This window comes from Methylophaga sp., from assembly GCF_048266885.1.
Lineage (GTDB): Bacteria > Pseudomonadota > Gammaproteobacteria > Nitrosococcales > Methylophagaceae > Methylophaga.
The window spans coordinates 93,757-119,188 of the sequence record NZ_JBLWYR010000002.1 but is presented as its reverse complement, the minus strand read 5'-3'; the positions used below and the strand labels follow the sequence as shown (position 1 = coordinate 119,188).

27 protein-coding genes are annotated in these 25,432 nt (G+C 45.8%); 2 read left to right on the top strand and 25 right to left on the bottom strand.

What is annotated here, in order from left to right:
- Positions 1–98 precede the first annotated feature (98 nt).
- The 24 genes from ACN0V2_RS01685 to ACN0V2_RS01570 all read right to left on the bottom strand — a co-directional run bounded on the left by ACN0V2_RS01685 (position 99) and on the right by ACN0V2_RS01570 (position 22,878).
- Complete coding sequence (locus tag ACN0V2_RS01685; RefSeq protein ID WP_417549055.1) at positions 99–2,516, bottom strand: TonB-dependent siderophore receptor; 2,418 nt, start codon at positions 2,514–2,516, stop codon at positions 99–101.
- Positions 2,517–2,623: 107 nt separating this feature from the next.
- Positions 2,624–3,598, bottom strand: a complete 975-nt coding sequence (locus ACN0V2_RS01680; protein ID WP_417549054.1) for a FecR family protein — start codon at positions 3,596–3,598, stop codon at positions 2,624–2,626.
- 2 nt (positions 3,599–3,600) lie between these two features.
- Positions 3,601–4,155 (bottom strand): sigma-70 family RNA polymerase sigma factor, encoded by a 555-nt coding sequence (locus tag ACN0V2_RS01675; protein ID WP_417549053.1) that lies wholly within the window; start codon positions 4,153–4,155, stop codon positions 3,601–3,603.
- 238 nt (positions 4,156–4,393) lie between these two features.
- Positions 4,394–4,861 (bottom strand): YaiI/YqxD family protein, encoded by a 468-nt coding sequence (locus tag ACN0V2_RS01670; RefSeq protein ID WP_417549052.1) that lies wholly within the window; start codon positions 4,859–4,861, stop codon positions 4,394–4,396.
- Positions 4,862–5,182 (bottom strand): Na+/H+ antiporter subunit G, encoded by a 321-nt coding sequence (locus tag ACN0V2_RS01665; protein ID WP_417549051.1) that lies wholly within the window; start codon positions 5,180–5,182, stop codon positions 4,862–4,864.
- A gap of 8 nt (positions 5,183–5,190) precedes the next feature.
- A complete protein-coding gene (locus ACN0V2_RS01660) occupies positions 5,191–5,460 on the bottom strand; it encodes a K+/H+ antiporter subunit F (protein WP_417549050.1) in 270 nt (89 codons plus the stop codon).
- Positions 5,454–5,951 carry a Na+/H+ antiporter subunit E gene (locus tag ACN0V2_RS01655; RefSeq protein WP_417549049.1) on the bottom strand — a complete coding sequence of 166 codons (498 nt, stop codon included), beginning with the start codon at positions 5,949–5,951 and terminating at the stop codon, positions 5,454–5,456. Before ACN0V2_RS01655 ends, ACN0V2_RS01660 begins: the two co-directional genes overlap by 7 nt.
- A complete protein-coding gene (locus ACN0V2_RS01650; RefSeq protein WP_417549048.1) occupies positions 5,948–7,474 on the bottom strand; it encodes a monovalent cation/H+ antiporter subunit D in 1,527 nt (508 codons plus the stop codon). Before ACN0V2_RS01650 ends, ACN0V2_RS01655 begins: the two co-directional genes overlap by 4 nt.
- Entirely contained in the window at positions 7,471–7,863 is a 393-nt protein-coding gene (locus tag ACN0V2_RS01645; protein ID WP_417549047.1) for a Na+/H+ antiporter subunit C, read from the bottom strand. The genes ACN0V2_RS01650 and ACN0V2_RS01645 overlap by 4 nt, the downstream gene beginning before the upstream one ends.
- Positions 7,863–10,682, bottom strand: a complete 2,820-nt coding sequence (locus ACN0V2_RS01640; RefSeq protein ID WP_417549046.1) for a monovalent cation/H+ antiporter subunit A — start codon at positions 10,680–10,682, stop codon at positions 7,863–7,865. The genes ACN0V2_RS01645 and ACN0V2_RS01640 overlap by 1 nt, the downstream gene beginning before the upstream one ends.
- A gap of 146 nt (positions 10,683–10,828) precedes the next feature.
- On the bottom strand, positions 10,829–11,320 hold the full coding sequence (locus tag ACN0V2_RS01635) for a c-type cytochrome (RefSeq protein WP_417549045.1): 492 nt from the start codon (positions 11,318–11,320) through the stop codon (positions 10,829–10,831).
- A gap of 58 nt (positions 11,321–11,378) precedes the next feature.
- Positions 11,379–12,383 carry a zinc-binding alcohol dehydrogenase family protein gene (locus tag ACN0V2_RS01630; RefSeq protein WP_417549044.1) on the bottom strand — a complete coding sequence of 335 codons (1,005 nt, stop codon included), beginning with the start codon at positions 12,381–12,383 and terminating at the stop codon, positions 11,379–11,381.
- A gap of 2 nt (positions 12,384–12,385) precedes the next feature.
- On the bottom strand, positions 12,386–12,820 hold the full coding sequence (locus ACN0V2_RS01625) for a DUF1841 family protein (RefSeq protein ID WP_417549043.1): 435 nt from the start codon (positions 12,818–12,820) through the stop codon (positions 12,386–12,388).
- Positions 12,820–13,470: an endonuclease III gene (gene nth, locus ACN0V2_RS01620; RefSeq protein WP_417549042.1), complete on the bottom strand. Its 651-nt coding sequence runs from the start codon at positions 13,468–13,470 to the stop codon at positions 12,820–12,822. The genes ACN0V2_RS01625 and nth overlap by 1 nt, the downstream gene beginning before the upstream one ends.
- 2 nt (positions 13,471–13,472) lie before the next feature.
- Positions 13,473–14,162 (bottom strand): electron transport complex subunit E, encoded by a 690-nt coding sequence (locus tag ACN0V2_RS01615; protein ID WP_417549041.1) that lies wholly within the window; start codon positions 14,160–14,162, stop codon positions 13,473–13,475.
- The gene (gene rsxG / locus ACN0V2_RS01610; protein ID WP_417549040.1) at positions 14,159–14,797 is read right to left on the bottom strand and encodes an electron transport complex subunit RsxG; all 639 of its coding nucleotides are present in this window, start codon (positions 14,795–14,797) and stop codon (positions 14,159–14,161) included. The genes ACN0V2_RS01615 and rsxG overlap by 4 nt, the downstream gene beginning before the upstream one ends.
- Entirely contained in the window at positions 14,794–15,825 is a 1,032-nt protein-coding gene (rsxD, locus tag ACN0V2_RS01605) for an electron transport complex subunit RsxD (RefSeq protein WP_417549039.1), read from the bottom strand. The genes rsxG and rsxD overlap by 4 nt, the downstream gene beginning before the upstream one ends.
- Entirely contained in the window at positions 15,825–17,354 is a 1,530-nt protein-coding gene (rsxC, locus tag ACN0V2_RS01600) for an electron transport complex subunit RsxC (protein WP_417549038.1), read from the bottom strand. The genes rsxD and rsxC overlap by 1 nt, the downstream gene beginning before the upstream one ends.
- Complete coding sequence (gene rsxB, locus ACN0V2_RS01595) at positions 17,351–17,911, bottom strand: electron transport complex subunit RsxB (protein ID WP_417549037.1); 561 nt, start codon at positions 17,909–17,911, stop codon at positions 17,351–17,353. Before rsxB ends, rsxC begins: the two co-directional genes overlap by 4 nt.
- 3 nt (positions 17,912–17,914) lie before the next feature.
- The gene (gene rsxA, locus ACN0V2_RS01590; protein ID WP_226072788.1) at positions 17,915–18,496 is read right to left on the bottom strand and encodes an electron transport complex subunit RsxA; all 582 of its coding nucleotides are present in this window, start codon (positions 18,494–18,496) and stop codon (positions 17,915–17,917) included.
- Between the two features lie 268 nt (positions 18,497–18,764).
- Positions 18,765–19,832 (bottom strand): 3-deoxy-7-phosphoheptulonate synthase, encoded by a 1,068-nt coding sequence (locus tag ACN0V2_RS01585; RefSeq protein ID WP_417549036.1) that lies wholly within the window; start codon positions 19,830–19,832, stop codon positions 18,765–18,767.
- Between the two features lie 75 nt (positions 19,833–19,907).
- Positions 19,908–21,380: a sodium:proton antiporter NhaD gene (gene nhaD, locus ACN0V2_RS01580; protein WP_417549035.1), complete on the bottom strand. Its 1,473-nt coding sequence runs from the start codon at positions 21,378–21,380 to the stop codon at positions 19,908–19,910.
- Between the two features lie 126 nt (positions 21,381–21,506).
- On the bottom strand, positions 21,507–21,983 hold the full coding sequence (locus ACN0V2_RS01575; protein WP_417549034.1) for a low molecular weight protein-tyrosine-phosphatase: 477 nt from the start codon (positions 21,981–21,983) through the stop codon (positions 21,507–21,509).
- Between the two features lie 7 nt (positions 21,984–21,990).
- A complete protein-coding gene (locus tag ACN0V2_RS01570) occupies positions 21,991–22,878 on the bottom strand; it encodes a fructosamine kinase family protein (protein WP_417549033.1) in 888 nt (295 codons plus the stop codon).
- 85 nt (positions 22,879–22,963) lie between these two features.
- On the opposite strand from ACN0V2_RS01570, the gene rpiA reads away from it, so the two are divergent.
- Positions 22,964–23,665, top strand: a complete 702-nt coding sequence (gene rpiA, locus ACN0V2_RS01565) for a ribose-5-phosphate isomerase RpiA (RefSeq protein ID WP_417549032.1) — start codon at positions 22,964–22,966, stop codon at positions 23,663–23,665.
- 63 nt (positions 23,666–23,728) lie between these two features.
- On the opposite strand, the gene ACN0V2_RS01560 is transcribed toward rpiA, so the two are convergent.
- On the bottom strand, positions 23,729–24,241 hold the full coding sequence (locus ACN0V2_RS01560) for a peroxiredoxin (RefSeq protein WP_417549031.1): 513 nt from the start codon (positions 24,239–24,241) through the stop codon (positions 23,729–23,731).
- 154 nt (positions 24,242–24,395) lie between these two features.
- Between ACN0V2_RS01560 and ACN0V2_RS01555 the strand changes: the two genes are divergently transcribed.
- Positions 24,396–25,412 (top strand): Gfo/Idh/MocA family protein, encoded by a 1,017-nt coding sequence (locus ACN0V2_RS01555; RefSeq protein ID WP_417549030.1) that lies wholly within the window; start codon positions 24,396–24,398, stop codon positions 25,410–25,412.
- Positions 25,413–25,432: the final 20 nt, after the last annotated feature.

Sequence of the window (25,432 nt, the reverse complement as noted above, 5' to 3'; positions counted from 1 at the left end):
ACTATTTTCCGCACAAACGCAAGGAGAGTAAAGCTAAAATGTCTCCCATTTCATATATGCTCTAAGCCCCGGCAGGGATGACTGCCGGGGCTTAGTGGTTAGAAGTCCAGTTGAGCTCCGAGTTTGATAGTGCGTGGCGCACCTTGAGCAATGCCTGAACTGCCTGCAGAGGTTAGCCAATAAGCTTTATCGGTCAGGTTTTCCACATTTAAACGCAGTGTTAGTAGCTGTTTGTTCAGGTCAATTTCATAGCGTGCGCCCAAATCAAACAAGGTTACTGAGCCAACCTGCCATTGATTGGCTACGTCCAATGGAACACTGCTGGTGTATTGCGCGCCGCCAGTGAAGGTCAACTGGGTATTGGGCAACTGATATTCACTATACAAACGGAATTGTTTATCAGCGACACCTTGTATCGGTTCACCTTCTAGACTTGGATTGGTGGTTTTTTTATTGGTGGCATCCAGCCACATTGCACTTGCACCAACCATCCATTGTTCAGTGATTTTGCCGCGGGTTGAAAGCTCAATTCCTTCGAAATGAGCTTCACCATCCTGGCTAAATACATTATTGCCGTCCGTGAACGTCAAGCCTCTTTCTAACTGGAATATCGCCATATTGGCTGACCAGTTATCGTAGTCGACTTTAATGCCTGTCTCATATTGTTTGCTGACCAAAGGTTGAAATACCTCACCAGCATTGACAGCGGTATTGGGTGCTGTCGCACCTTGTTCAAAGGCTTCTACATAACTGGCGTAAATTGACATCCATTCCAATGGCCGATAGATGGCTGCAAAGGATGGGGTGATTTCACTTTCTTTGTAATCACCATAATCATCCTCAAGGCTGCCATAACGGGCTCCAATAATGAAATCCCAGCTCTCGCCGACATTAAGCGTATCGGACATAAACGCTTCTTTACGGGTGATGCGGGAATACTCATTAAAGCTAGCATCGCTTTTATCGAGATGGCCGACCGGACGGTCGAAGTCGACAGGTGACGATAAATTACCTGATCCCAGCGGGATTGATAATGTGCCGATACCAGAGCTATTTGATGAAATGGTGCGGGTATGTGATAAACCAAATGCCATGTTATGCGTGACGGGACCTGTTTCGATAACGCCACTCAATACATTCTGCGTCTGATAGCTTTTGAACAAATTATTGTAGTTGAACAGCGTAGCAGAATAGTTACCATCGCCATCAACATACAAAATCGGCATCAGCGGGTTACGGTAGCTGGTGGAATAACGATAAGAGAGCTTGTTGTTCCAGTTATTGTTAATGTTCCAGATTAAATCACTGCCGGTAGTAATGTGTTCTGATTCATAACGGGTCCAGTCTGGGGCAAGTCGTTTATCACCATCAATAGGACTCACAACCTTGCCAAATGTGTTGGTTGGGTTAATCGAAAAATAACCACCATAGCTTTTACGTTCAGAAATCAGGGCATCCGCCTGCCAGATAAGATCCGGGGTGATTCGCCAATCAATCGCAGCTGAAGCCGACTTACGATAAGCCTCACCGTCATCGACATAGGTGTCACCAGCCTCGCTAACGACATTGACGCGGTAACCAAATATGTCTTCTGGACCGGCACGACCGCCGACATCTCCATGAGCTAACAACAGTCCGCTGTCCATTAATTGGGTGGAGACACTGGCCTTGAATTCGTCAGTAGGCCGCTTAAGTACGTAATTTATGATGCCGCCGGGTGCTGCGAAACCGTAAAGGAAACCGCCGGCACCTTTCAGGATCTCGACTCGTTCAAGATGTTCTAAAGGAAGGTCTTTGGCACGGCTACGAAAATTCATACCATCGAGTTTTTGCCCAGTATCAAAATCCGTACTGATGCCTCGAATGGCAAAAGCATTATTTTCTGTGATCAGATTATTGCCGGAGAGACTGATTGCCGCATCAAATTTGGTGAGCTCGCCAAGTGAACGGGCCTGCAAATTAGAAATGTAATCTTCTGAATAGGTTTCAATGGTAAACGGTGTATTCTGCTTTGACATATTTCCCAGTGCACCAGCAAACGCATCACCAACACGATACGCATTAGCGGCAGATCCATCCATCCCTAGACCTTGAACTTGCAGGGTCGATAAGGTGACACTTTGTCCATCATCCTGATTGGCTTCTTTATGCAAAGCGTAACTATTGTCACCCTGAGCCACGGCCACCAGACCGCTTCCATTAAGGATCTGGCTAAGTGCATTTTCAACGGTATAGCTGCCTTGCAAACCTTCACTGCTCTTACCACTGGCTAATTCTGAAGCACCCACTAGATAGATCCCGGCTTGAGCAGATAAGCGGGCCAGTACTTGGCTCAACGATCCGGCTGGGATGGTAAATTGTTGTGCCACCTGAGATGCAGATTGAGTGATTTCAGCCTGTGCGGTAGGCAGCCAAGCCAGTGTGCTCATGCTGGAAACTAAAATAATCTTTATCGAAAGCGCCAGCGGCTTAAAGCCGTTTTTAATAGGTTGCTTGGGGCGGTGTGATTTCACCATGGTTTTACCTCATCGAGTTTAGTGTTGATACCGATATAAACGGATGAGAGGAATAAACCCGGAACCATTAATTGAAAAAAAATTGAAATAAAATCTGGCTCGGTAATTTAACTGCTTTGTGGTTCAAGCTTAATCCAGCCTGGAAAGACCTGACGGACTTGGATAGGTAACACTCGAGTTAACATGCTGAGCGAACGTTCGGTTTCGTTAACTGGAAAACTGCCATAGACTTTTAGTTGAGCAATTTCATCAGCGATATTGATATAGCCATAGTGATAGCGGTTGAGTTCGCTAATCAGATCTTGCAGTGTCATATCTTCTGCGACCAAAAGCCCTTGTCGCCAGGCTTGCTGGGCGGTGATTACGTGTTGTTTTGCTTGTATCTTATCCCCATTAAAACGGCTTCTTTCACCCGCCTGAAGTTTAGCTTGCTGATGATTTAGGGTTTGAACCGCTACTGCGCCTTCGTAAACAGCAAGTTCAATATCATCAGGATGGCTCATTACGTTAAATTGCGTGCCAAGAGCTGTTAATCGGCCATGCGTGGTATCGACGACAAATGAGCGGCCGGGATCTTTTGCTGTTTCAATATAGATTTCACCGTGCAGTAGCTCAATGCGTCTTTGTTGGGCGGTGTAATCGATATTGATAGCGCTTGCGGTATTCAACCAAAGTTGGCTTCCATCGGCTAGCGTAATCTGTCGTTGTTGACCGACGCCTGTGCGATAGTCTGCATTGATTGCCATAACACTGTCAGGCAGCCATTTCCTATTCCAACTCAGCTGACCCACAAACCCGATTACCGCAATACTAAGCAGGCCACTGAGGAGTCGCCGCCGTTGCCGTAGTCGCTGATTGGCGTGATAAAGATTATCGGCAGTGCTTTGAGGATTCGGCGTCTGTTGCAAGGTCTCAAAACTGTGACTGATCTTTTCGACGTAAAGCCACGCTTTTTTATGTTCTGGCTTGGCTTCAAGCCAGTTACGCCATGCTATTTTGTGTTCTTGACTGGCTTGACCATCACGAAGCAGGGCAAACCATTCGGCAGCTTGTTCCAGCGTTTGATGAGAAGGCTCGGCCATCGTTAAATGTCTAGTTCGGAGAGCAGTTCGCGGCTGGTATGAGATGCCTGTAATTTTAGGCAGGCCAACATCGCCTTGGCGACGTATTTACGTACCATGCGATCCGATACACCTAATTGAGCGGCAGTTTCGGCATCGGTCATCTGACAGACTACTGCTAATAAAAAAGCTTTGGCGACGTTGGCAGGTAACTCGCTTAACATCAGGTTGATTTCTTCCAAGGCTTCCAGCACAGCCGCTTGTCGTTCGGCTGAAGGGGCGGTTTCTTCTGGATAGCTGGAAAGTGTATCGTGCCACGCTTTTTCAATTTCTTTACGACGCCAAAGATCGATACAAAGGTTTTTAGCGGTAGCACATAAAAAATTGCGGGCGTGTGCACCACTGGAAAAATGACGTGATGACGGCAAGCCGAGCAGACGAAGAAAAGTATCCTGAGTAAGATCGGCGGCTTCTGCGCTATTACCTAATCGTTGATATAACCAGGATTTTAGCCAGTTGTGATGTTCGCTATACAGCACCTGCACATTAAAGTTATTGACAGATTGTGCACTGCTCACGAAAGGCTCCTGAGATGTTATATGTTAATGAGAATCAATATCATTCTATTGATTAAGATCAAACATCGCAAGTGAACTGTGTTTTAGGACTATTTCTGAAGAGGTTTGTTAAGGTGGATTTTGATGACTTGACTGGTGTGGCTGCTATGGAAAGCTGAGACAGTTTTCGACCATAATTTTTTGACAAAAGAATAGCGAGAAATTGATTGCTATAAACTCATTTAGAAAAGCTTTGAATTCAACGCTGAGCTTTTAACAACCACTTATCCAGTTGATTGCCAAAGGCTTGTCGGTCACGCTGATTAAAGGTGGCGGGGCCGCCCATGTGTTCGCCACTACTACGCATGGTTTCCATAAAGTTACGCATGGTGAGGCGGGCACTAATGGTATCGGTGGTATAGAGTTCGCCTCTTGGGTTGAGGGCTAACGCACCTTTTTCGATAGCTTCGGCGGCGAGCGGAATATCTGCCGTGATCACCAAATCACCTTTCTGTAAGCGTTCGACAATTTCATTATCCGCCACGTCAAAACCAGAGTGCACTTGCTGGAATTTGAGAAAAGGTGAGGGGGGTAATCGTAAACTATGATTGGCTATAAACGTGGTGTGGGTTTCTGTGCGGGTGGCGGCTCGATAAAGAATTTCTTTAATCACCACAGGACAAGCATCGGCATCGACCCATATTTGGGGTTTACGCAATTCTGACATCTATTTTTCTTCAAGCTGACGAGTACGTTCAACCTGTTTGACTTTGATATGGATGGCCGCTTTAGCCATAAGATGTGCGCTTACAGGGGCAGTGATAAACAGAAACAGCGTAACCAGAATTTCATGCAAACTGACACCATCTGTTTTTAGGCTGAAATGAATCGCCGAGGCAATTAAAATTGCACCAACCCCAAGCGTGCTGGCCTTAGTCGGGCCGTGCAAACGCATATAAAAATCCGGTAGTTTAAATAAACCAATCGAACCGACCAGCGTAAAAAACGCTCCCAGCAGGATTAAAATCGATAATGTCCACTCAAGCATAATTGCCTCTATTCCATGATATCGCCGCGCAGCAGATATTTGCTTAGCGCGAGCGTACCCATAAAGCCCATTACAGCGATTAACAATGCTGCTTCAAAATACAAAGCGCTCTGCAGATTAATGCCTAGCAGGATCAGCAGTGCAATGGTGTTGATGTATAAGGTGTCCAGGGCCAGTATTCTGTCTGGAATATTCGGACCGATAATCAGTCGGATAAAGCTTAATAAGATAGCTATACCCACCATGACGAAGGCAATTGATAAGGCCAGATTCAGCATGCGACAAATATCTCCAGCAGTGGCTTTTCGAATTTGCGATGAATTTCAGCTTTGATCGCTTCAACATCATCAATATGCAAAGCGTGGATCAATAAATAGCGGCGGTCTTTTGAAAGATCACAACTCACAGTACCCGGTGTTAACGAAATGGTATTGGCTAATAAACCGATGCCGACAGGGCTGGTTAATTGCAATTCATAATGTAGAAAACCTGGATTTAACTTTTTTTGAGGGCCGAGGATCAGTTTGGCAACTACGACGTTGGCCACCAGGATTTCAAACAATACCTTCAGAATATAAAGCACCAACATCCACGGATGGCGAATAATGATTTTTTCCGGCCAGTAACTGGATGTCAGCCACGGAATAAAAATCGCCAATGCAGCGCCCAGCACGATATGACCAGGATCAATACTATTATTGAGTAATAACCAAATGCCCCACAAAATCAGTGTGAGCAAAGGGTGGGGAAATAGCCGCTGAAGAATCATTTGCTGTTATCTCCATGAGGAACGGTACCTAACACAGCATCAATATAAGCCTGCTCGTTGTATAACTGCCCGGCAATCTGGCTAGTGATATTGGTTAATGGTTTAGCAAAGACCACCATCAAGGGGCTAACCAGCATCAACATGATAACTGCCACAAAAGCAGATTTGTTTAATGGAGCAGCTCTTTGGCCTTCTTCCTTTTGCACACTGTAAAACATCAGTGAGCCTGAACGGGCTACGGCGATAATCATCATTAATCCGGCAATTAACACTACGCTTAAGATGGCGGCAAACCATGGATGGTTGAGGGCAGAATTTAATACCATCACCTTACCGAAAAAGCCCGATAGCGGTGGCATACCGGTTAAAGCGATGCCCAACAGCATAAACACAGAACCCACTAAAACCGGTCGATCAATTGGGATGGCTTTGGTAAACGAATCGGCATAGATGCCACGGCCTTTCATAATGACATCGGCGATTAAAAACATCGCCGCGCCTATCAAGGTGGAGTGAATTAAATAATAGAGCGTGGCTGAGAGGGCGGCTTCATTATTGATACCGATAGCAATCATCAATGTGGCGACCGATGCCAATATCAAATACGCAACTTGTCGACGTAAAGCACGAGCGGCCAATACGCCCAAAGCAGCCAATGCTAAAGTAATTAAGCCCAGTAGTAATACCCATTCAACATGTACAAAGGCTAAATCACCGGCTGCTTCGCTGAAAAGAGTGCCATGTACGCGAATAATGGCGTAAAGACCGACCTTAGTCATGATGGCAAATAATGCTGCAACCGGAGCTGAGGTATAAGCATAAGCACCGGGCAGCCACAGATACAGTGGGAACATGGCGGCTTTGATACCAAAGACGACCAGGAGTAATACGGCAGCTGTGGCAACAATACCTTGATCTGCCTCTGAAACATTACGCACGGCGACTGCCATATCAGCAATATTTAATGTGCCGAGAATGCCGTAAAGCGTGCCTACTGCGAATAGGAAGAGTGTTGAGCCGACCAGATTAATGACTACGTAATGCAAGCCGGCTCGAGTACGTAAACGACCACCACCATGCAATAACAAACCATAAGAGGCGAGCAGCAGAACTTCAAAGAATACAAACAAGTTAAACACATCGCCGGTCATAAACGCACCGTTCAGACCGAACAGTTGTAACTGGAACAACACATGAAAATGTTGGCCCTGTTTATCGGTATCAGTGCGGATGGCATACCATAACGCGCCCAGAGCAAGCAGGGATGTCAGTAATAACATCAACGCTGATAAACGATCCAGCACAATGACAATACCAAACGGTGCCTGCCAGTTACCCAGCAGCAATACTTGATATACATCTGTGTTGGCTAGTTGGAAGCTGACCAGGCCTACGCCAACCAGTAACGACGTTAATATCAGGTTTAATACACGTTGTGTTTCGATGCCTAATGGACGCGCCATCAACATTAATATGCCGCCAATCAACGGCAGCAATAATGGCAAAATGGTAAACGGACTCATGATTTACTCCGTTCAGCTTCGGCTTTTGTGGTGTTGTGTTTGGTGGCTTTGCGTTCATCATCAGAGCGGTGCACACCATCCACATGGTCATTGCCCAATTCACTACGCGCTTTTAACGCCAGTACGATAAGGAAAGCAGTCATACCAAAGGCAATGACGATAGCGGTTAACACCAAGGCTTGAGGCAGCGGATCGGTGTAAGCTGCAGCGGCAGGATCAATCACCGCTGGGAAGCCAATTTGTAAACGGCCCATTGAAAAAAGAAAAACGTTCACTGCATATGCAAGCAATGTTAATCCTAATACGACGGGGAAGGTTCTCGCTCTTAAGGTGAGAAACACTCCACAACCGGTCATCACGGAAATCACACTGGCAACTAGCCACTCCATTACTTGATATCCTCAACATTGATGAAATGTGCAGCATGACTTAGTTTGCCAAGCTCAACTAGAATCATAACGGTGGCGCCAACAACGACTAGGAATACCCCTAAATCAAAGGCAATGGCACTGGCCACTTCGAATTTGCCGACGATTGGCCAATTCAGATAGGTAAACGCCGAGGTTAAGAATGGATAGCCCAGCAACATCGAGACAACACCGGTTCCGGTGGCAATCAGCAGACCAATCCACAGCAAGCGATGCATATCGGTTCGCAACCGATCATTGGTCCAATCAATACCATTTGCGAGATATTGTGAAATCAATGCAACCGAAGCAATCAGGCCAGCAATAAATCCACCGCCTGGTAGGTTGTGACCACGCAGGAAGATATACACCGCTACCATCAGCATTAACGGGAATAGTAGTCTTGTTAAGGTTTGCATAATCGGTGGATGTGGATCATGACTCCATTCCAGACCATCGACATCTTTTGCTGGGGCAGCGAGCTTAAGTCCTTCCAGCATGGCAAACACACCCAAACCTGCCAGCGCCAACACTACGATTTCACCTAAAGTATCAAAACCTCGGAAATCGACCAGAATGACATTGACCACATTGGTACCGCCACCGCCTGGTTTAGCATTCTCAAGAAAGAACCCAGAGATAGGCGAGTATTCACGAGTTAACACGGCCATGGTCAGCATAAATACGCCGGCAGCTGAGGCAATAGAGATAATGCCATCTCGACTGTAACGAATATAACTGCGTTCCTGTGGGGTATGCTGTGGCAAAAAGAATAAAGCTAACAGTAGTAACACGATGGTCACGACCTCAACAGAAAGTTGAGTCAGGGCTAAATCTGGTGCCGAGAATTTTACAAAACCTAATGCCACTACCAGGCCAACCACGCCGATGGTGATCAGCGAAACCAAGCGTTGATGGTGTAAAACTGCTGTTAACAAGCTGGCCACAATCAACAACAATGCCATTAATATCGTAATGACATCGGCGTCCATTAATGCTCGATTGCCAAACAGCGGTGAATTGAATTGGAAGAAGGTAATAATGCTGAGCACCAAAGCTCCACCAATCACCCAGGTAACGGAAGGTTGTAAAGTGGTTTGATCAAAATAATCGGTGACCTTTTTGGCAAAGCGAATGACTTTCCATAATACCCAATCAAACACGGCCTTTCCGTCAATTCCATGTAAACATCTGTCATGCCATGCAAACAAACGGTGCCGTATGGTGTAAACCCCCACACCTAATACTAAGGCAATAAAGCTCATCATCAATGGCAAGTTAAAGCCATGCCAGATGGCTAAACTGAATTCGGGAGCCGGTGTTTGCAGACTTGCTGCAACAGCTACATTTAAAATTGGCCCAATCAGTAGCATTGGAGCCACACCAACCAGTAAACATAACACCACCAAAATATCGACTGGGATTTTCATAAACCGGGGTGGTTCATGTGGTGTTTTGGGCAAATCTATCGGTTCGCCATTAAAGAACACATCGTGAATAAAGCGTAGTGAATAGGCGACCGAGAATATTGCTGCAATGGTCACTAATACGGGTATTGTCCAGGCTGAAAGAGTGGTATCTGAGGCGCTGATCGCCTGTTCAAAAAACATCTCTTTACTCAAGAAACCATTTAATAACGGAACACCTGCCATGGCAGCAGCAGCGATCATTGCCAGCATGGCTGTATGCGGCATCATTTTGAATAAACCGTTGAGTTTACGCATATCACGAGTGCCAGATTCGTGGTCGATAATACCGGCGACCATAAACAGCGAACCTTTAAAGGTCGCGTGGTTAATGATATGGAAGATTGCTGCTACCAATGCCATTTGACTGCCAAAGCCAAACAGCAGAGTGATAAGTCCTAGATGACTTAAGGTTGAGTAGGCCAACAGGCCTTTTAAATCGTGTTTGAATAAAGCGACATAGGCACCAATTAATAAGGTAATCATTCCGGCGGTGCCAACCAGCCAGCTCCATTCCGGAGTGCCCGATAATGCTGGGAAAAATCGCGCCAGCAAAAAGATACCGGCTTTTACCATGGTGGCAGAATGCAGATAGGCAGATACTGGAGTAGGCGCGGCCATCGCATGCGGTAGCCAGAAATGAAATGGAAATTGGGCTGATTTGGTAAACACACCCAGTAAAATCAGTAGCAATGTCGGCAGATATAAATCATGGCCTCTGATTAAATCGCCCGAAGCCAGCACTTGAGTAAGTTCATAACTGCCAACAATCTGTCCCAGCAATAACACGCCACCCAGTAAAGCCAAGCCACCGGCACCGGTTATTGCTAAAGCCATTCTGGCACCTTGACGGGCATCCTGACGATGCTGCCAATAGCTGATTAACAAGAATGAAGTTATGGAGGTGAGTTCCCAGAAAACGACCAGTTGTAACAAGTTTTCCGATAACACAATGCCCAGCATCGAGCCCATAAACATCAACATATAGGCGTAAAAACGGCCCATCGAATCTTTAGCAGACAGATAGTATCGGGCATAGAAAATAATGAGCAGGCCGATCAGGAGGATCAACAAAGCAAATAACAGTGCCAGACCATCAAGGCGAAATGCCAGGTTGAAGCCAATATCAGGTAGCCAAGCCCATTGTTGAATCAGCGTTTCGCCAGCAAAAACTGCTTGCATGGAGGGAAAGAGAATGGCCAGGGTTAACAGTGTTGTCAGACCCGCGACCCAGGCAGACGCTAATCTATTGTATTTGGTTGCCCATGCAGCAAGTGGAGCGGCGGCGAAAGGGAGTAATGCGGCTAAGGGAAGATTAAAACTAAGTAAGCTCATGGCGGCTGGTGTGATCCCTGTCGATGCTAGACGATAATCGTTTCAGCATATTGCTTATGATGAATAAAATTCTCTTTCTGGACTTAACATATCAGTAAGAATCGCGTTAGTTATCGATTCTTACTGATTGATATCACTGATAATCTTTATTTAGCTGATGAAACCATATAATCGACAGCGGCTTTAACTTCGTCGTCAGTGAGTTTTGGATTACCACCACGTGCTGGCATCATATTGAAACCATTGATGGCATGCTCATAAAGGGTATCAATACCTTTTTCAATACGTGGCGCCCAGTTATCAGCGCTGCCAATTTTTGGTGAATTCATCATTCCGGTTGAATGGCAAACCGCACAAACTTGTGTGACTACCTGTTTACCAACGCTGTCTTCGCCAGCATCACCGGCTGCTTCTGTCTCTTCAGCTGCAGGAGCCTCTGCAATTTGTTCTTCACCAATATTTTCTTTAGCTATCGGTTTTAATCGTTCTGCAACGGCTTCTGCATCCATTGGTTCAGGAGCGACAACGTTGTCAGCAATAGCCAGCATATTCGACAAAATCAGATTAGCGATTAAAAACAGTACCCCGACAACAATTAAACTGCCGATCAAGTACTTTGGTGTATTAGAAGATTGCATGGTTTACCTCTGACTCCATAATAGTGGCACTAATTATACGGGCATATGTTCAGCCGCGCTACGAATCAGACAACGGTCCGAGCGTGATTTTACCGATTGTTTGGCCAAGGCTTAATAAATGATGAGCCTGATCAAGCGTTTGTGCCGTTAGCTTAGCAAAATGTTGCTGCGAAACAGGTTGTAATTGGTTTAAATCAGCCATTTCAGCAATACGCTGCAAAATGCGGCCTTGTTGATCTATATCGGCAGTTTTCAAATGTGGACGAGTAAACATAAATTCCCACACTAACCCGGCACTTTTGTTTTTCAATGGGTTCAGATCTACCGGCTGTTGAAAACTGACTACTACGGCGATCAGCCCTTGAGGTGCAAGCAGTTCAACCATCTGTGGATAGTAATAATCGCTGTCATTGAGGCACAAAATATAATCTGGAGCAGGCAAATTAGCGGCTTGATAATTGTCTTTTAGCACACCTTTATGGCTAACAACGGCATCAGCGCCTAACTTTTCACACCATTGTTGTGTCTCTGGACGTGAAGCGGTGGCAATAACCTTTAGACTAGTCAGTTGTTTTGCTAGCTGAATAGCCATCGAACCGACGCCACCCGCGGCACCGATAATTAATAAGGTTTTATCGTGATCTTTTTCGGCATTAATCCGTAGTCGATCAAATAACGATTCCCAGGCGGTCAAAGCGGTTAACGGCAGAGCAGCGGCCTGATGGGCTGATAAAGATTCAGGTGCCTTGGCAATAATCCGAGAATCGACCAGTTGATGAGAGGCATAACAACCATCACGACCAATATCACCGGAATAGAAAACGTTATCACCCACCTTAAAATCGTGACATCGCTCGCCAACTTCTGTGATGGTGCCAGCGGCATCCCAGCCAATGATTTTGCCATTTGCAGCATCTTGAATAGTCGATTTGACCTTAAGATCCACCGGATTGACGGCAACGGCTTCTACCGCCACAACCACATCATAGCCAGTTGCCTTGGGCAGCTCTTTTTCAATAAGTTGGGCAGATTGTGTTGCATGTTGAAATTGTAATGCCTGCATAACTATTTCTCCGTTAAGCGTTGAAGTGCATCGAGATAAGCAGTTTCGGATGGCGGTTGGTGCTGTTGCTGGGCTAACCATAATTGTTCTGCAAGACAATCGATCATTAAATGCATTGTTTTATGCTCATCAGCAGTATGAGCAATTAATCGTTGATGGGCCTGAATAATTCCAGCAGGTCGATCAGTGGAAAGCTGTTCAAGTAAGGCAATATGCAACCCCATATGCAGATAGGGATTGGTTTGGCCGTTTTCTACAAAATACTCTTGGCCAGATTGAACCGGAGAGGAGAGCAGGCTGTGATATTCCGGATGTAAGACAATCACATCGGCAATCATTTGTTCGAGGGCAGTAAGTATTTTGCCGGACTGCATTTTCTGCCAGACATCATGATATTGCTGGCGCAATGCATCACGATCTTGACTGAAAATCGCCATCAGGCGGTTGTCCGTTGTCGATAATTGCGTCGATATTCATCACATAGATCGCTGACAATACATTGATCGCAATGCGGTTTTCTGGCGGTGCATACGTAACGACCATGCAGGATTAACCAGTGATGAGCATCGAGTTTGAATTCGTTTGGAATGACTTTCATCAAACGATCTTCGACTTCACGAACATTTTTACCTTTCGCTAAACCGGTTCGATTCGATAAACGGAATATATGGGTATCCACGGCCATTACCGGATGCTGGAACACGGTATTGAGAATAACGTTGGCTGTTTTACGACCGACACCTGGCAGTGCTTCCAGTGCTTCGCGGTCATCAGGCACTTCACCGCCATGTTTTTCGATTAACTTCTGGCAGGTTTTGATGACATTTTCGGCTTTGCTGTTAAAGAGACCGATGGTTTTGATATAGCTTTTCAACCCATCCACACCCAAATCTAGAATGGCCTGTGGTGTATTCGCAACTGGATAAAGCTTATCGGTAGCTTTATTGACGCCAACGTCAGTTGCTTGAGCTGACAATATCACCGAAATAAGTAATTCAAACGGTGTTTTATAATTCAGCTCGGTAGTGGGCGCTGGGTTGTGATCGCGCAGTCTGCTGAAAAATTGTTGCCGCTGCGTTTGATTCATTTTTAGCCCGTGGTGGTTTGCGGAGTTAGCGCTGCTGTTTCCACTTTAACGGCACGTCGGCTAACACGAGCATCAATCACATTTTTTAATGCCACAATCAAGCCCAAACCAATAAATGCACCAGGTGGCAAAATCGCGATGAGAAAGCCACGGTAGTCTTCAATCACAGTGATTTCCAAACCGCGTGCCGCTTCACCAAACATCAAATGTGCCTGACTGAGCAGCGTGCCTTGACCCAATAATTCACGCATTCCGCCAAGTAAAACCAACACGGCTGTAAAACCAATCCCCATCATCAAACCATCCAACAAAGAGGGCGTTACCGGATTACGTGCGGCAAAGGCTTCTGCACGAGCGATGATTGAGCAGTTGGTGACGATTAACGGAATGAAGATACCGAGGATCAAATACAGTTCATGGAACCAAGCATTCATTGATAATTCGATGGCGGTGACAATCGAGGCAATGATCAATACAAATACTGGCAAACGTGCTTCATCGGGGATTTGGTGTCGCAGCATAGAAATAATGCCGTTTGAAGCAACCAATGTGAGGATGGTGGCAAGGCCCAGTCCGAGGCCATTAATGACGGTATTGGTCACAGCGAGCAATGGGCATAAACCCAGTAATTGCACTAACGCTGGATTATTTTTCCACAGACCTTCTTTAATAATTTGATTGTAGATTGTCATGTGTTTTCCTTTGCAGGGATAAACAGCTTATCCTGATTTGCTTCAAAAAATTCCAATGTACGTTTGATGGCATTGACCACCGCACGAGCGGTAATAGTCGCGCCGGTGAACTGATCAAAATGGCCACCGTCTTTTTTAACTTTCCAACGTGATTCGTCTGGAGATTCTAATGACAGTCCAGCAAATTGCAGGATCCAATCATCACGCTGTACATCAATTTTATCGCCGAGGCCGGGTGTTTCTTTATGGCTGATCACCCTAACGCCCGCAAGACTGCCATCGGCATAGATCGCAATCAGTATTTTAATCGTGCCACTGTAACCGTCCGGTGCCACACTTGTTAATACGGCTGCCACCGGTTGGTTATTTTTTCTGGCTCGGTAAACAATCGTCGGTTCTTCCGTACCTAATTGCGCAGTAGACGGTAACACAATGGTGTCGTTCAAAATTTCATTATCATAAGCTTGCTTGGGTACCAACACATTAATGGCATCCAATAAGGCTAAACGTTCATTTTCGATGATTTGCTCGCGGGTACTTTCTTCGGTGTAAGCCACCAATGTTGTCGCCACAATGGCAAAAAGCGCCAGCATCAGGCCAACACGAAACGCCGGTTGATTCCATAATGCTTTCATCGTGTTGCTCCACCATATACCCGTGGTTGCGTGTAATAGTCGATCAGCGGTACCAGCATATTCATCAGAATGACGGCAAAGGCCACACCATCCGGATAACCACCCCAAATACGTATTACATAAGTCAAAATGCCAACACCAGCACCAAACACAATGCGACCTTTCAACGTGGTTGAACCTGACACCGGATCGGTCGCAATAAAGAATGCACCCAACATGGTGCCGCCACTCACTAAGTGAAATAGTGGGGAACCAGAAATCGTTGGGTCAATTAAGGTGGTAATGCTGCTGATAATCAACAATGCCAAAATCATGGCGACAGGGACATGCCAGCTAATGACTTTACGATAGATCAACCAAATACCACCTAAAGCAAACCAGATATTGATCCATTCCCAACCTAGTCCGCCAGCCAGGCCAAACAATTCCTGGCTACTGATAAATTCAGGATGCCGATCTAATACAATCTGCGTTTTCATCGCATCCAGCGGCGTCGCGCCGGAATAGGCATCAATGCCCAAACCATTAAACTGGCCGTTAAAAATTAATTGCAGAGCGCTTAGCCAACCCATGGGTTGCTCGGCTAAAGATTGCACTGGCAACCAAGTGGTCATTTCCAACGGAAAGGAAATCAGTAACAAAACATAGCCGACCATTGCCGGATTAAACGGGTTATAGCCCAAACCACCATACAGATGCTTGGCAAAGATAATGGCAAATGTGACACCGATCACCGTCATCCACCAAGGGGAGAGTGGAGGAATTGCCAAGGCCAATAACACAGCAGTGACAGCAGCACTGCCATCACTTAGAAAAGGTTTTAACGGGCGATTACGGAGCATGAGCATTACCGCTTCACAGAGCAGTGCCACTACGACAGCAAGCGTCACATTAATCAAAACACCCGGACCGAAATAATAGGTCATGGCAATGACAGCTGGAATCAATGCCACCAGCACTTGCAGCATTTGCAAAGTGACGCGATTAGCACCCGCTAGAAACGGTGGGCTCAGCCGAAAAATGGGCATCAGGCTTTTTCCTCAGTTACCGAATCGGCAGATTCTGCTGTTGTGGTCGACGCTTCTTCTTTGGCTTTTGCTGCTTTGGAAGCTGCTAGTGCCGCTTTACGTTGCCGTTGTCGTTCTTCTTTTTCCTGCTGTTCGCGTTCCAGTCTAGCTAATCGACTTTCATGGCGTTCACGAGCCAGGTCGGCTTTTTGATGTTCGCGTTGTTGATTCATGATTTCTGTTTTGGCAAAACGGAAATAAGAAACCAGTGGTATTTTGCTTGGGCAAACATAATCACAGCAACCGCATTCGATACAATCAAATAAGTTGTAATCACGGGTTTTATCAAAATCCTTGGCCCGTGAGTACCAGTAAAGCTGTTGCGGTAACAAACTGGCAGGGCAGACATCAGCACAATCACCACAACGAATACACGGTAACGGTTGAGCGGGCGGGGCCACATCATCGACACCGACCAAAATACAGTTGGCTGTTTTGGTGATCGGTAGATCGTCACCTGCAAGGCTGTAACCCATCATCGGTCCACCTTGGATAAACGGTTCATCCGGTTGACGTCGAGTTTCACAAAATGCCAATAAGTCTTTGATTGGTGTGCCAAACAATGTTTCAAAATTACCAGCGTGCGGCACATCTGTTCCGGTGACTGTCACGACCCTTGAAATTAAGGGTTCACCATGCAAAATGGCACGCCCCACAGCATAGGCTGTTCCTGGGTTATGACAGACAATACCGATATCAATCGGTAATTTATTGGTTGGCACTTGTTTGCCAGTAACAACTTGAATGAGCTGCTTTTCACCACCGGTTGGATAACGCGTTGGCACAACCACAATTTCAGTTTGAGACAAATGCGATCTGCCGCTGAGGGCATAGCGCATTGCTGCAATGGCTTCGGGTTTATTGTCTTCAATCGCTAAAATGCAGCGTGAAGCCCGCAGTGCAAACAACATGATTTCAACACCGTCGAGAATACCTTCAGCGCGTTCACGCATGAGCATGTCATCACAGCTGATGTAAGGTTCGCACTCTGCACCATTAATCAACAAGGTTTCGACGGTGTGATGTACACCCGGATTGAGTTTGATGAAACTGGGGAAACCTGCGCCACCTAAACCGACAATGCCGGCATCACGGATGATTTGCCTTAACTCATGGGCGGAATGCTGACGAAAATCGCTTATTTGTTGACGTTCAATCCAACGATCTTCACCATCCGTTTCAATGGTGATACACGGAGCAGACAGACCCGAAGGATGCGGTATTGCATGTTCACCGATAGCGGCAATAACACCGGAAGTTGGCGCATGCAGGCAGACTGAAACATGACCTTCTGCACGAGCGATACGTTGGCCTTTTAAAACCCTATCGCCCACTTCAACAATTGGCACAGCGGCTGCGCCAATATGCTGTTGTAAAGGCAACACCAATTGTTTGCTGAGCGGCGTTTTGCGAATTGGGTCCTGAGTGGAACGTTTTTTATGACCAGGCAGTTTAAGGCCGCCCGGAAAACTACTTAACGGCGCGCTCATGATCCGGTTCTCCGTTGCAAATCAACATGTGCAGGATCCGGCCAACGCCAAGTATGCGGATTGGGCTGGGTTTCAACCATATCAATACAATCTACCGGGCAAGGCTCAACACATAATTCACAGCCAGTGCATTCATCAGCAATGACTGTGTGCATATGTTTGGCGGCACCGAGAATGGCATCAACAGGGCAGGCCTGAATACATAATGTACAACCAATGCAACGGGCTTCATCAATCACAGCAAGCGTTTTGGGTTTTTCTACACCACATTCTTCATCAAGTGGTTTGGGTTCGACGTCCAATAGATCGGCTAATGCCTGAATCGTGGCTTCACCACCAGGAGGGCAGCGATTGATATCAACTTCTCCTGCGGCAATGGCTTCTGCATAAGGTCTGCAACCAGCAAAGCTGCACTGGCCACATTGGGTTTGTGGCAGGATTTTATCGATTTGATCGACAATCGGATCGCCTTCGACTTTAAAACGAATCGATGCAAATCCGAGAACAAGTCCGAGGATCAACGCGAGCAGCGTGATGGCAATGACAGCTGTTAACATGGCTTAGACCTTTACCAATCCGGCAAAGCCCATAAAGGCCATCGACATTAGCCCGGCAGTAATTAAGCCAATCGCTGCACCTTGAAACGGTACAGGCACATCAGCCGCGGCTAAACGCTCACGCATTGCAGCAAAAATAATTAATACCATTGAAAAACCGACGGCAGCACCAAAGCCATATAATGCAGATTCAAGAAAACCGTGCTTTTCCTGAACATTCAACAAAGCAACACCTAAAACAGCACAGTTGGTCGTGATAAGTGGCAAGAAAATACCTAGCACTTGATAGAGCAGGGGGCTGGTTTTGTGTACGACCATTTCGGTAAATTGGACCACTACAGCAATGACAAAGATAAAGCTGATAGTGCGCAAAAACTCAAGGCCGAGCGGAGACAACAGGTATTCGTTAATCAGATAGCTGCTGATAGAAGATAAGGTCAATACAAAAGTAGTTGCCAACGCCATGCCCATTGCTGTTTCCAGCTTGCGCGAAACACCCATGAACGGACACAGGCCGAGGAATTTCACCAGCACAATGTTGTTCACCAAAATGGTGCTTATTAGAATTAGGGCATAGTCAGCCATGTAATAACCTACTGATTTTCTCAGGAATTCAGCCAAATTAACGCTGTAACCTGATTCAAGTACAAATTATGAACCGAATATTATAGCTTAATAACGCTTTTTATGTAGCGTTGCGAATGAGGTTAAGGCTTGGTGGTGAAGGACTTAGCGTCGTGGCAACGATTGCGGAATCTGACTATAGAAACAGTCAATAATTCCTTGGCTCTGTATTAAGGCTTGTTGATCTTTCATCTCCGCCAGCAGTGGAGGATATGAAGGATAAAAAAGCCTAGGCAGCCTCGGCATTTTTGCGACGCTGTCTGACCGCAGCCGCTAACTCACGCAATAACGGTACGCTATTATCCCAGGCCATACATGCATCAGTAATACTTTGACCATAAACCAGCTCTTTACCCGCTTCGACATTTTGTCTGCCAGCAACTAGATTACTTTCCAGCATCAAACCAATGATACGTTTATCACCCGAGGCTATTTGTTCAGCTAATAGATGACCAACCACTTCCTGTTGCAAATGATCTTTGCCACTATTGGCATGACTACAATCCACCATAATGCGAACTGACTGGCCGCTACGACCAATCACTTCAGCTGCTTCGTCGATGCTGGTTTTATCGTAATTAGGTTTTTTACCACCACGCAAGATCACATGACAATCCGGATTACCGGTGGTGGAAAAAATAGCGGAATGTCCATCTTTAGTCAGTGACATGAAATGATGCGGTTTGGATGCTGATAGGCAGGCATCGACAGCAATTTGTAGACTACCATCAGTCGCATTTTTGAAACCGACTGGGCAAGATAAACCTGAAGCCAATTCACGATGAGCCTGACTTTCAGTCGTACGCGCACCGATGGCACCCCAAGAAACCAAGTCAGCAATGTATTGAGGACTGATCAAATCCAAATATTCTGTGGCGGCAGGCACACCCATTTCAGCTAAATCCAACAATAGCTTTCTGGCAATGTGCAAACCGTCATTAATTTTGAAACTGCCGTCCAGGTAGGGGTCATTAATCAGACCTTTCCAACCTACAACGGAACGCGGTTTTTCGAAATAAACCCGCATAATAATGTGCAGATCATCTGCCAGCTCACGGATTAACGGCTGTAAGCGACTGGCATAGTCGCGTGCTGCGTTAGGATCATGAATAGAGCATGGTCCGATAATGACAATCAGTCGATCATCACGCTGGTGCAAAATATCCTGAGAGGCTGTGCGAGCGTTAAACACAGTTTCAGATGCTGCATCCGAGATCGGTAATTGTTCATGCAATTGCGCTGGAGGCAGAACTTCCTGAATACCAACGATGCGTAAGTCATCTGTGTTGTAACGCATTTTCAACCTGATTTATGTTCATAAAATAATCGACAATTGTAATACTTCGGGGCTATTTTCGCTATTTCAAGCGAGTTAGCGCGAAGCTGTCAAAAATAAATCAGCGTTCAACCACAGATGTACCCAAATGCTGGCGATGTAACCTAACGCAATCGCCCAAATCCACTTTAAGTGTGACATGAAGGTATAGATGCCGCGGGCTTGGCCCATAACAGCAACCCCCGCTGCAGAACCAATTGACAGCAATGAACCACCCACACCAGCTGTTAATGTTGCCAATAACCACTGACCATGACTCATGTCCGGCATCATTGATAACACGGCAAACATGACCGGAATGTTATCGACTACTGCGGAAATCAGACCTACCAAGATGTTGGCAGTAGTGGCGCCCAGTTGACCATAAAGAAATTCTGAACCAACGCTCAAATAACCAATAGTGCCTAAACCGCCAACACATAAAATGATGCCGTAGAAAAACATTAAGGTGTCCCATTCGGCACGTTGTAATTGTTCAAAGATATTAAATGGCTTGTTTTGCTGAATTTCGTCATTGATATTTAACGTGGCTTGTCCATCTTTCTCACGTTTATCAATAATACGATGATCACGCATTTTTATGGCATAACCATGCAATTTCAGAAAGCCAAGCCCGGTCATCATTCCCAGTACTGGCGGCAAGTGCAGAAAGTGATGGCTACTGGCGGCCATGGCAATCGTCAATATAAACAATGCCACGACAATCAAGGCACCCGATTTAAGCGGTGCATATTCATGCACCGCGATAGAAGAGACATTTTTGATGGCTAATGACAATAAAAAAGCGGGAATTAACCAATTGACCAATGAAGGAACAAACAAAGCAAAGAATTCATGGAATTCCAATACGCCTTTTTGCCAAACCATTAAGGTAGTGATATCACCAAACGGACTAAAAGCGCCACCAGCATTGGCCGCAACCACAATGTTGATACAAGCAATGGCAATGAATTTATGATTATTACCAGCAACAGCCATAACAACTGTTGCCATTAACAAGGCGGTTGTTAAGTTATCTGCTACAGGTGATATGAAGAAGGCCATTAATCCGGTAATCCAGAAAATGCTTCTTAAAGAAAATCCTTTGTTGACCAACCAGGCACGAATCGCATCAAACACTCCACGTTCGCCCATAGTGTTGATATAGGTCATCGCGGCGAGCAGGAATAGAAACAACTCCGCATACTCCAGCAAATTGTGGCGAATCATGATGCCTGCCGTATCATGAAATACGGGGTCAGTTTGCTGAGCATAAATAACGGCAATTAATGCCCAAATCAAACCTGCTGCCACGATTACCGGTTTGGATTTGCGCATATGGATTTGCTCTTCGGCAATGACCAATGCGTAAGCGAGAAAGAATATTGCTAAGGCGGCGAAGCCAACCCAGTGACCCGTCAAATCAAGAAGTGCGGCGTTCTCTACAGCCCATATTGATGGAGAGAAAAGCATGGCCAAGAAAAAAAATGACCAACCGGTAAAAGACTTAGAAAGGCCTAATATGGGCATAACGACTTCCTGAAAAATGGGGCATCAAAAGCTGCTAGATGATACCCCTCATTGTGGGAATGACAACCGTTATTTTAAGAGCTTGTTGATATTGTCTAGCGGCCTCTGTTGGGGATGAAAATATACCTATTTTGTCCCCAGGACTTTTTGATAGAAACCCTCAGAGGCATCGGCGACCAAATCAAATACATGATTAAAGCCATTCTGGCCACCGTAATAAGGATCAGGTACATCAGTTTCGTCACGACCCTCAGCATAGTCGAGAAATAGCTTCACTTTATGTCGGTATTCAAAGGGGCAGGCTTGTTGCAATATATCCAAATTGTCCTGATCCATGGCCAGAATATAATCAAAGTGTTCAAAATCCTCGTGGCGAAATTTGCGAGCTCGAATAAAAGACAAATCAACACCACGTTGTTTTGCCGTTTGCTGAGCACGTGCATCAGGTGGTTCGCCAACGTGATATGCATGGGTGCCGGCAGAGTCGACCAGAAACTTATCACTAGTGCCTTTATCTTTTAGCAAACTGATAAAAACGCCTTCGGCAGTGGGGGAACGACAGATATTGCCCATGCAGACAAATAACACTTTAATTTGGCTCATTCGTAAACTAGCTCCGTAATTCGGCCAGTAATTGTGAAATCATGGCATCGGCCTGACCGAGGTAGCCGCCACCAAACAGATTAAGATGATTGATAATATGATAAAGGTTATAAAGTGTTTTGCGAGTTCGATAACCTGGGTCGACGGGTCTTACACTACGATAAGCGGCATGAAAATCGCCGCCAAAGCCACCAAATAACTCGGTCATAGCCAAATCAGTCTCGGCGTCTCCGTAATAACAGGCCGGATCAAATATCACAGGATTACCATGCTCATCTCCGGCAGCATTGCCGCCCCATAAATCGCCGTGTAATAAAGAAGCTTGCGGTTGATAATCTGTAAAAAAGGCGGGCAACTCTTCAATAAGCCGTTCGCCATTTTTCTGCAGACTACCTCTAAATCCATTACGAGCGGCAAATTCAAGCTGCTTTCCCAACCGTTGTTGCTGCCAGAACTCAACCCAATTATCCGAGCGATCATTTATCTGTGGTGTGCTGCCAATGGTGTTATCCATATGCCAGCCAAAATACGGTTGTGGATGCTGATGCAGTTTGGCCAGTTGTTCGCCCAGTTTGGCATTAGCACCACCTCGCATGCTGCCCAAAGCAATATATTCCAACACAAGATAACTATGGCCATCAGCGGTGCCAAAACAAACTACCTCTGGCACACGGATGGCATTAAGCGCTGACATTTCCTGTAAACCCTGCGCTTCAGCAACAAACATATCCGCCAGATTGGGATCATTTACTTTGATAAAAAACTGTGTGTCCGGTGTTTTCAATTGATAGGCGGTATTGATACAACCGCCCCCGACGGAGGAGAGTTGATACGGTTCGCAGCTTTGTCCGGTGACACTTTCAATTTGCTGGATAATTTCAGTAAGTTGAGCCATATATTTCTCCAGGAAAGATGAGTGGGCGTTTCAACCATGCTAAGCTGAAAATATTATTTTGCCAAAATATTCAAGGAGTTTGCCAATGGCCTCTCATTCTGAAAAAACTGCTCCAAACCCAAAGCAACAGGTTGCGATAAAAGCCGCCGAAATTGTCGACAATGGCATGATCGTTGGTTTGGGCACAGGCTCAACTGCCAATCTGTTTATTGATGAACTAGCCCGTAGGCAACAAGAACAGCAATTGGATATTCAAGTAGTTTCCAGTTCAGTAATCAGTCGTGTTAAAGCTCAGCAGGCAGGTCTGAAAGTCATAGCCATCGAACATTTATCTCATTTGGATATGTATGTTGATGGAGCTGATGAAGTCACTCCCGATATGACGCTGTTAAAAGGAAGAGGCCAAGATCTGGTTTGTGAAAAACTGTTAGCCAGCCATGCCACAGCTTTTTATGTGTTGGTGGATGACAGCAAGATGGTCAGCAAGATTGGTGATAAAAATGCCATTCCAATTGAAGTAATGCCTAATGCTGCTCAGTTGGTGTTAAATCAGTTGGCAAAATTACAAGCCAAAGGCAGTTTGCGGTTAAATGCTGCGGGTGACAATGTTGCTTATAGTGCTGCGGGAAACTTGATTCTTGATATGCAGTTTAGTGGTCTTGAAACAGCTCAGATTAACGCGTTACTTACCGTTATGCCGGGAGTGGTGGAACATGGGATCTTTGCCGATATTGCTAAAGCGGTGTTTGTTGGGTCCGCTGACGGAGTGAAGTTACTACAGGCCTAAATAAAAAAGGGGCAGTAAAAATTACTGCCCCCCTTTCATTAAATATAGTGAAACTGCGTGAATTTATTTTTTTAGTTCTTCCAAAATAGTTTCGGCTTTCGATTTTGCAAACTCACCGGAACCTTCAACGCCTACATATTTGACTTCACCATCGGTAATAATCATCGCCGCACGGAAAGCTCGAACGCCCATACCACCGCCAGTTAAATCACGATCCAAACCTAATGCCTTGGTGTATTCGGCGCTGCCGTCAGCCATCATACGTACTTTGCCATTGGCTTTTTGTTCACGTCCCCAAGCAGCCATTACAAACGCATCATTAACGGCTAAGCACCAGATTTCATCAGCGCCAGCGGCTTTTAATGCTTCAGCATGTTCAACATAGCCAGGCAGATGTTGAGATGAACATAGCGGTGTAAACGCACCTGGTACAGTAAACAGCACAATGGTTTTACCTTTTGCCATCTCACGTACATCCATCGGCGATGGGTTCATCGGGCAGCCATTTTGAGGATCAAATTCCACACATTCGGTTAGTTTGCCATCGGGTATTTGTTGTCCAACTTCGATCGTCATAATCACTCCTTTTGATGAGTTTAAGAAACTGATTTATTAGCATAAGCCATCTGCCAGCAGATAAAAACACTGATTATTACAAGGGCTTTCAAGTTTGGTGCTATCCATTTAAATCGTTATGATGAACAACACATTGAGATTTATGGAGTAAAAAATGGCAGCAGACAAATCCACTCTAAATTGGGGCGTGCTTGGCGCGGCCCGTGTTACAGAGAAATTAATCCCCGCCATTATAGAAGCGAACAATTCGCGGCTTATTGCGGTTGCCAGCCGGCGTAAAGGAGCTGCTGCAGAAGTGATTGAAAAACTGGCGCCAGACAATAACGATATTCAGGCGTTGGATGATCCTCAAGCCTTATTAGCCCATCCTGATATTGATGTTATTCATCTGCCAATGGCCAATGAAGAACATGCGGAATGGGCCTTAAAAGCCATTGCTCATGGCAAGCATCTGTTAATTGAAAAACCAATGGCCTTAACAGTTGAAGATATTGATGCCATTACTCAAGCTGCAAAAGACAAGGGTGTAAAAGTGATGGAAGGCTTTATGTATCGCTTTCATCCTCAGCATGATGCAGTGCGGGAGATCATTGAATCGGGCGTTATCGGCGAAGTGAGAACCGTCAGTACTCGATTTGCCTTCCCAATGAAGCCAGCACGTTTATATCGGGTAAACCGGCCGATTGAGAATGGCGGTGGTGCCATGTGGGATATCGGTCCTTATGCGATTCATACCGCCAGATTATGGTTTGATGACGAGCCTAAAGCCGTGACTGCTGTCGCCAAAATAAATGAACATGGTGCGGATTTAAGTCTGACCGGTATATTTGATTATGGTGATGGCCGGTTTGCTCAATTTGAGATGAGTTTTGAACATGCCCGTCGCAGTGTGTATGAAATCATCGGGACATTGGGTGGAATCACCTGTCATACCACCTGGCAACCAGCAGATGAAACCGCCAAGATTTCCTGGTGGACCGAAGCGGGGCAACATGAAACCGTTGAAGTACCTGCTGCTGATCAGTTCGTGAATGAAATCGAACACTTTTCCAATTGTGTACTAAACAACACGGATCCATTACTCAGTCTGCAGGATGCCCGAGCCAACTGTAAGGCGATTGTGGCGGCCTTGCAGTCGGTGAAAGAGGGGAAAAAGATAAAACTGGATTAAAAATAATAAGGCTGCACATT